Here is an 8672-nt window from a genome sequence, read left to right as displayed (position 1 = left end):
AACTAATGGAATTAAATGTTGGTACTCAAAATGGTTTATTCTTTTTTGTTGATAATAACCGTTTCCAGTTATTATCTACGCTGTCAATTCAATATGTTAATGAACTTATTTCTCTTTTTGTTTCTTAACTCGTTTCCTCGTTAAGCGGGTGCAAATATAAAACCCTTTTTTTAATCTCACAATGTTTTTTTGAAGTTTTTTTTAGACTCGTTTTCAAAACGTTTCTAACTCCATTAAAACAACCTGTAAAGAACTTTGTTTTCTAAAAACGTTGCCGTTTTTAGCGGGTGCAAACTTACACCCTTTTTTGCTACTAACAAATCTTTTTTATCTTTTTTTGAAACTAATCTAAATCCGATAAATATGACTCTGTTAATGAACGTGTTGCCTAACTAAACTACCGTAGTTGTGTCGCTAAGCGGGTGCAAATATACCACCTTTTATTTCTATATAACTAATTTATTTATGGTTTATTTTGAAATAAATCGTAAATAATAGGTTGCTAGATAGTTATATGTGTGATTATTTTATAAACTCAAACTTAATCACAAATCATCGACTCTTTCCGGTAATAAAACATCTACTTTCCTGCTCTATATAGTATAGATATAGCTTCAAATCAATAGTATTACCAACACACAACTCTATTATACTAAATAAGACAACAAGTAGTAATTCAATCAAACAATCTCCACTTATACATAACACTTCGAACTACTAACACTTTTACAAAGCTATTCGTCTCATATCCTTTTATTCTTATACCTTATATAATAGACTAAGATGTATTATCATACTACACCCTTTCGTTAATAATAATAGGGACTACCTTCAGATTAACTACCTATAATATATACAGTACAACAAACTCTTCTTAGGTATCCATATAAACACAGACTCCAATACAATTCGAAATGTTAACGTCGTTTCATTCCTCCTACTATATAAAGAACAACTGTCCTATACATAATAGTAAACCATGACCAATATTCACCTCATCAATCACAAGTACTTTAGAATAACGCTATATCTAATTGCAATACTGTTTTCTCTTCTTCTGGATTCCACATAGCCGTAACCGAAACAGGGACTTTATATTTCACTATATACAAATCTTTATTAAATGTAGCTCCAACATTAACTACACCTCCAGCGCCTTCAGTGTAAAATGTTTTATCGGTAAAAAACGACCACGCTCCTCCTACAAAAAGAGACAAATTAGAATTTTGATTTTTCCAAACGACACTATTCACTTCAAAATACTGTGTCCACGAATTTTTTAAAGTTCCATCGGCTTCTACTTCATAATCTCCAGATCCACCTCCTATTATAGTTGCTAAGTACAATAGTGTATTTGGGGTTACCTTATAACCGAAACTTACATCTACAAAATTATACCCCTGTGTTTTATCCCAACTCCAGTAATGCAAATCATCTCCTCTCTCCTCTACGCCTGTAAAATTATTGTGAGACACTGCTTCTACAAAAAATCGTTCAGAGAAACGATACTTAGTATATATAGAAACCTCCTTATAATAAGCACCTACATTTTCTCCTGTGTTATCATTATATACATCTGTACTAGAAAAACTAGCACCACCCCAAAGTCCGAATGTAAACTTCTTGTTTCTCGAATTATATTCAAGTTCTGTTGCGATAACAGCTCCAGGATGCACAACAAAGCCATGCCACAAATGCATATTCTTTAAGTGAGCTCCTATCCGAAACGGATTATAGTCGTCCGCACTTAATTCCTCTTGTGCCGAAGCCACATTTACACTAAGTGTTAATAATAATGCCAAAGCAACATATTTAAACGACCTGCTTTGTAATAGGTTTCCACATTTACAGCTACCACATTTAAAGGCAGACTTATTTCTTGGTTGATTGTTTTTGGTTTTCATGCTCTTAGTTTAATTTGCTTGTTTTATAAACGTAAAAAACACGTTTATAAATTCAAATATATATAAAATATCACATAGTATTACAAAATAACCAACATTAACACAACAATATACTTAATATCATAAAATTACAACGACAATTACGGCAATTCAATAAAACCTCAAATTAGTGTGAAACTTACGTTTAAACACAGATTAATGTAGCAATCTAATCCTCTTTTTAGATCCCCCACCCCCTTAAAAACCCATATTTTTTCTAGTCATTTTAGTAAATCACATGTTACATTCTCCAAAATCCTTCAAAAACGTACTCCAACTCTTTTCACGCTTTAAACCTCGGTTGAATACAACGTACTCCATTTTAATCTTATAAAATCAATCTAATTTTCAACTTCAAATCCAAGTCTGAGTAACCTGTAATAGCCGTATTACTTAAATTCAAATATTTAACCACATGTTAATGTCTATTTTTACACATATATATTGTGTCTCTATTTATATACTCTTATCTTTGTAGATTCAATTTCAATTTACAATATGATACAGATTACATTACCTGATGGTAGTATTAAAGCGTTTGAAGAAAACGTAACACCAATGGATGTCGCTAAAAGCATTAGCGAAGGGTTAGCTAGAAATGTTATTTCGGCAAGTTTTAATGGTTCAACCGTAGAAACCGTTACGCCTTTAACCACCGATGGATCTTTAGTATTATATACATGGAATAATGATGAAGGTAAAAAAGCATTTTGGCATTCTTCTGCTCACGTACTAGCGCAAGCATTAGAAGAATTATATCCAGGCGCAAAACTTACAATTGGACCAGCTATTGAAAACGGATTTTATTACGATGTAGATTTTGGAGATCACATAGTTTCTGATAAAGACTTTAAGACGATTGAAAACAAAATGTTAGAAATCGCTCGTGGAAAACATGACTTTAACTTGAGAGCGATCTCTAAAGCTGAAGCTTTAGAAACCTATAAAAATAATCCGTACAAAACTGAGTTAATAGAAAACTTAGAAGACGGTACCATTACATTTTGCGACCACTCTACATTCACAGACTTATGTCGTGGAGGCCATATCCCTAATACAGGAATAATTAAAGCGGTAAAAGTATTATCTGTTGCAGGTGCTTACTGGAGAGGAGACGAAAAAAACAAACAATTAACTCGTGTGTACGGAATTTCATTCCCTAAGCAAAAGGAGTTAACAGAATATCTTCATTTATTAGAAGAAGCAAAAAAACGTGACCATAGAAAATTAGGAAAGGAATTAGAATTATTCACATTCTCTTCTAAGGTTGGTCAAGGTTTACCATTGTGGTTACCAAAAGGTGCTGCTTTAAGAGAACGTCTAGAAGACTTTTTAAAGAAAGCTCAAAAGAAGCAAGGTTACGAAATGGTGGTTACGCCACATATTGGACAAAAGGAACTTTATGTAACTTCTGGACATTATGCTAAATATGGAGAAGACAGTTTTCAGCCAATTAAAACGCCAAAAGAAGGTGAAGAGTTTTTATTAAAACCTATGAACTGCCCGCATCACTGCGAGATTTACAACAGTGCGCAATGGTCTTATAAAGATTTACCTAAACGTTTTGCAGAATTTGGAACAGTATATCGTTACGAACAAAGTGGAGAACTTCACGGTTTAACACGTGTAAGAGGTTTTACTCAAGATGATGCTCATATTTTTTGTACTCCAGATCAGTTAGATGAAGAGTTTAAGAAAGTTATTGATTTAGTCCTTTACGTCTTTGGATCGTTAGGTTTTGAAAACTTTACAGCTCAGGTTTCTTTGAGAGATCCGGACAATCCAGAAAAATATATAGGTAGTGACGAAAATTGGGAAAAAGCTGAAAAAGCGATTTTAAACGCTACTATAGAGAAAGGATTAGATTATGTTGTTGAAACTGGAGAAGCCGCCTTCTACGGTCCTAAATTGGACTTCATGGTGAAGGATGCCTTAGGTAGACAATGGCAATTAGGAACCATCCAGGTAGATTACAATTTACCTGAACGTTTTGAATTAACCTATAAAGGAAGTGATAATGAAATGCATCGTCCAGTGATGATACACCGTGCTCCTTTTGGAAGTATGGAACGTTTTATCGCCATATTACTGGAGCATACAGGAGGAAATTTCCCACTTTGGTTGATGCCAGATCAAGCCATTATATTATCTATTAGCGAGAAATATGAAAAATACGCTGAAAAAGTTTTAAATGTGCTAGAAAATCACGAAATTCGCGCCCTTGTAGATCATAGAAATGAGACTATTGGAAAAAAGATCCGTGAAGCGGAGATGAAAAAAATTCCATATATGATCATTATAGGTGAGAATGAAGAGCAAGAAAACAAAATATCTGTACGTCAACACGGTGGAGAAGATTTAGGAAGTATTTCTATTGAAGAATTCGCTAAAATTGTCGAAGCAGAAACGAATAAAACATTAAAACAATTTTAAATAAGTTTAACTAAAATTTTACAGCCATAGCAATACGTAGAAAAAAACAAGCCCCGAGAAGGGTTGAAAAAGAAGATCAGCATAGAATTAATTCTAAGATTAGAGTTGAAGAAGTTAGATTAGTAGGTGACAATGTAGAAGTTGGAGTATACCCAACTCGGAAGGCCTTAGCCATTGCCGAAGAGCAAGAGCTTGACCTTGTTGAGATTTCACCTAAAGCGGTGCCCCCTGTTTGTAAGGTTATGGATTATAAGAAGTTTCTTTACGAACAAAAGAAACGAGATAAGGCTTTAAAATCCAAAGCCACTAAAGTTATAGTTAAAGAAATTCGTTTTGGTCCTCAAACCGATGATCATGATTATGAATTTAAAAAGAAGCATGCAGAAAAATTCTTAAAGGAAGGTGCTAAGCTTAAAGCTTTCGTATTCTTTAAAGGACGTTCTATTGTATTTAAAGAACAAGGTCAGATTTTATTATTGCGTTTAGCGCAAGATCTTGAAGAATACGGTAAGGTAGAGCAAATGCCAAGATTGGAAGGTAAACGTATGACTATGTTTATTGCTCCAAAGAAATCAAAGTAAATCCTGTAAATCAGGTTTAAAAATAATAAGCGAAATAATTTAAAACTAGGAGAACAAGATGCCTAAAATGAAAACAAAATCTAGTGCCAAAAAACGTTTCAAGTTAACAGGTACTGGTAAGATTAAAAGAAAGCACGCTTTTAAGAGTCACATCTTAACAAAGAAGTCTAAAAAGCGTAAGCTTAAGCTAACTCATGATGGTTTAGTACATAAATCTGATGAGAGCAGTATTAAAACAATGTTACGTTTAAAGTAATATCGTTTTAATCGGTTAAAACAATTTAATAACCCTGGAGTTAGGCCAAAACATAAAAAGTGTCAATATTTAATTAGACCGCCTACTACAAAACACATTTAAGAAATGCCAAGATCAGTAAACTCAGTAGCAAAAAGAGCCAGAAGAAAAAAGGTTCTTAAGCAAGCAAAAGGTTACTTCGGACGTCGTAAAAACGTTTGGACAGTAGCAAAAAACGCGGTTGATAAAGCAATGCTTTATTCATACAGAGACCGTAGAAATAAAAAGAGAACATTCCGTGCACTATGGATCACGCGTATTAACGCAGGAGCTAGACAATACGGATTATCTTATTCTCAATTCATGGGGAAAGTAAAAGCTAACCAAATCGAATTAAACCGTAAGGTTTTAGCTGATTTAGCGATGAACAACCCTGAAGCTTTCAAAGCAATAGTAGATAAAGTAAAATAAGGCGTTAGCCTAATTGTATAACATTTCGCTTATAAATTAAAACCGATTCTGAAAAGAGTCGGTTTTTTTATGCCTGCTATTTAGACAATATCTGCAATGTTATACAAATCCTTAGGCTTAAACTATTAGAACGACTCATCTACGCTATAGCTTCGTATTATTCCTGATTGTTGCGTTTTTACATTTATATGATTAATTAATTACGAAAAGATTCTACTGATTCTTATGTTCTCGACTACGCTCGAACACCCTGCAATAACTTCGGATTTCTACAGTTTTACATATTACCTGAATGAAAAGGCAATTTATTATTCTCAAACACTCAAAGATCCAACTCCTTTTTAGTTATTAAAATCGTTTCATACAGCATTAATTTCACGTTCTAATAGATACAAATTGCTCATCTCAAAATAATAGAGTTCTACATACATTGGTTCTCGACTACGCTCGAACGCCACATATTAACTTGGGATTTCTCCAGTTTCACATATTACCTGAATGAAAAGGCAATTTATCATTCTCACACAATCAAAGATTCAACTCTTTTTTAGTTATTAAAATCGTTTCATACAGCATTAATTTCACGTTCTAATAGATACTAAATGCTCTTCTAAAGATTAAAGAGTGCTACATACTTAGGTTCTCGACTACGCTCGAACACCCTGCAATAACTTAGTAATTCATAGTTTAAAATATGACATAAAAGGAAAGATAAAAGATTAAGTACTGAGCACTTAAACAGCCTTACAATGGTATTGGAGTGGTGTCGAGAATCAACCATGATCATCTACAAATCAATAAACAATTAAATTTCTGTTTAGTAAACTCCAAAAACAAAAAAAGCAACCCGTTAAGGTTGCTTTTAATACTATATAAAGTGTTTTAGATTACTTAACTTCTTCGAAGTCTACATCTTCAACATCACTACTACCATCGTTAGATTGTCCTTCGCTACCTGCATCTGGTCCTGGTTGTGCACCTTGTCCTTCTGCTTGCGCTTTGTACATTTCTTCGCTAGCTACTTTCCAAGCTTCATTAATTTTTTCTAAAGCTGGATCGATTACTGCGATATCTTTAGATTCGAAAGCTGTTTTTAATTCAGCTAAAGCATCTTCGATAGGTTGTTTTTTATCAGCCGATAATTTATCTCCAAATTCTTCAAGTTGACTTTCAGTTTGGAAAATCATGGCATCAGCAGCATTTAATTTATCAGCTTTTTCTTTAGCTAATTTATCAGATTCTGCGTTAGCTTCAGCATCAGCTTTCATTTTTTGGATTTCTTCTTCTGTTAATCCTGAAGATGCTTCAATACGAATATCTTGAGTTTTACCAGTAGCTTTATCTCCTGCAGTTACATGGATAATACCATTTGCATCAATATCAAAAGTAACTTCAATTTGTGGAGTACCTCTTTTTGCTGGTGGAATACCATCTAAGTGAAAACGTCCAATTGTTTTGTTATCTCCTGCCATAGCACGTTCACCTTGTAATACGTGAATCTCTACTGATGGTTGATTATCTGCTGCTGTAGAGAATACTTGCGATTTCTTAGTTGGAATCGTTGTATTCGCTTCAATAAGCTTAGTCATTACGTTACCCATAGTTTCAATACCTAAAGATAAAGGTGTAACATCTAATAATAATACATCTTTAACATCTCCAGTTAAAACACCACCTTGGATACCTGCTCCTAAAGATACAACCTCATCTGGGTTAACACCTTTACTTGGAGATTTTCCGAAGAATTTCTCTACTGCAGATTGTACTGCTGGTATACGTGTAGAACCTCCTACTAAAATAACCTCATCGATATCACCAATTGATAAACCTGCTGCTTTTAAAGCTGTTTTACAAGGCTCGATAGTACGTTTTACTAAATCGTCGATTAATTGTTCGAATTTAGATTTAGATAATGTACGAACTAAGTGTTTTGGTCCGCTAGCAGTTGCTGTAATGTAAGGTAAATTGATTTCTGTTTGTGCAGAAGATGATAATTCAATTTTCGCTTTTTCAGCAGCTTCTTTTAAACGTTGTAAAGCCATTGGGTCTTTACGTAAGTCAATATCTTCTTCAGATTTAAACTCATCGGCTAACCAAGTAATGATTTTTTCATCTACGTCGTCTCCACCTAAGTGTGTATCTCCATCTGTAGATAATACTTCAAATACACCGTCTCCTAATTCAAGGATAGATACATCATGCGTACCACCACCAAAGTCAAATACAACTATTTTTTGGTCAGTACCTTTTTTATCCATACCGTAAGCTAAAGCAGCTGCAGTTGGTTCGTTAATAATACGACGTACTTTTAAACCTGCAATTTCTCCTGCTTCTTTAGTCGCTTGACGCTGACTATCGTTAAAGTAAGCTGGTACAGTAATAACTGCTTCAGAAACTGTAGTTCCTAAATAATCTTCAGCAGTTTTTTTCATTTTTTGAAGAATCATTGCTGATAATTCTTGAGGCGTATATAAACGACCATCAATATCTACTCTTGGAGTATCGTTGTCACCTTTTACTACTTTATAAGGAACACGTTCTGCTTCGTTAGAAGATTCAGAATATTTGTTACCCATAAAACGTTTAATAGAAGAAACCGTTTTTGTTGGGTTAGTTACTGCTTGTCTTTTTGCAGGGTCACCAACTTTAATCTCACCGCCTTCTACAAAAGCAATTACAGATGGAGTTGTACGTTTACCTTCTGCGTTAGGAATTACTACAGGCTCGTTACCTTCCATTACAGACACACAAGAGTTTGTAGTTCCTAAATCGATTCCAATAATTTTACTCATAATTACTATATATTTTAATGTTGTTGAATTTATTCTTATTTCCCTTTGCTTATTTCAATCATTGTGCCAACTATTTTTATACTGACAAGCTGTCACAAATTAATTTTGTCGTGTATAAACTGACGGAAACAATTATTTAACATGCCTAACCTTAGCTTTAAAGTTTCGTAATCTTTAAATGACACTTACGGTACATACCCCATTATACATTTGTGCA

Annotated in this window: 6 protein-coding genes; 4 read left to right on the top strand and 2 right to left on the bottom strand. The window is 33.8% G+C overall.

Annotated elements, in window-relative coordinates; genetic code table 11:
• Window positions 1-1013: 1013 nt before the first annotated feature.
• A complete protein-coding gene (locus tag AC0UBM_RS16480) occupies window positions 1014-1904 on the bottom strand; it encodes a hypothetical protein (protein WP_475689371.1) in 891 nt (296 codons plus the stop codon).
• Between the two features lie 537 nt (window positions 1905-2441).
• Here AC0UBM_RS16480 and thrS point away from each other — a divergent pair.
• The 4 genes from thrS to rplT all read left to right on the top strand — a co-directional run bounded on the left by thrS (window position 2442) and on the right by rplT (window position 5663).
• A complete protein-coding gene (thrS, locus tag AC0UBM_RS16475; RefSeq protein ID WP_414035526.1) occupies window positions 2442-4376 on the top strand; it encodes a threonine--tRNA ligase in 1935 nt (644 codons plus the stop codon).
• 32 nt (window positions 4377-4408) lie between these two features.
• Window positions 4409-4957: a translation initiation factor IF-3 gene (infC, locus tag AC0UBM_RS16470; RefSeq protein ID WP_299780459.1), complete on the top strand. Its 549-nt coding sequence runs from the start codon at window positions 4409-4411 to the stop codon at window positions 4955-4957.
• A 58-nt stretch (window positions 4958-5015) separates the two neighbouring features.
• The gene (gene rpmI, locus AC0UBM_RS16465) at window positions 5016-5213 is read left to right on the top strand and encodes a 50S ribosomal protein L35 (protein WP_414035525.1); all 198 of its coding nucleotides are present in this window, start codon (window positions 5016-5018) and stop codon (window positions 5211-5213) included.
• A gap of 105 nt (window positions 5214-5318) precedes the next feature.
• On the top strand, window positions 5319-5663 hold the full coding sequence (rplT, locus tag AC0UBM_RS16460; protein ID WP_159021242.1) for a 50S ribosomal protein L20: 345 nt from the start codon (window positions 5319-5321) through the stop codon (window positions 5661-5663).
• A gap of 887 nt (window positions 5664-6550) precedes the next feature.
• Here the strand turns inward: rplT and dnaK are convergent.
• Window positions 6551-8455: a molecular chaperone DnaK gene (gene dnaK / locus AC0UBM_RS16455; RefSeq protein WP_414035523.1), complete on the bottom strand. Its 1905-nt coding sequence runs from the start codon at window positions 8453-8455 to the stop codon at window positions 6551-6553.
• Window positions 8456-8672: the final 217 nt, after the last annotated feature.

The organism is Formosa sp. F44, assembly GCF_056238645.1.
This window is presented reverse-complemented; position numbering and strand designations above follow the sequence as displayed.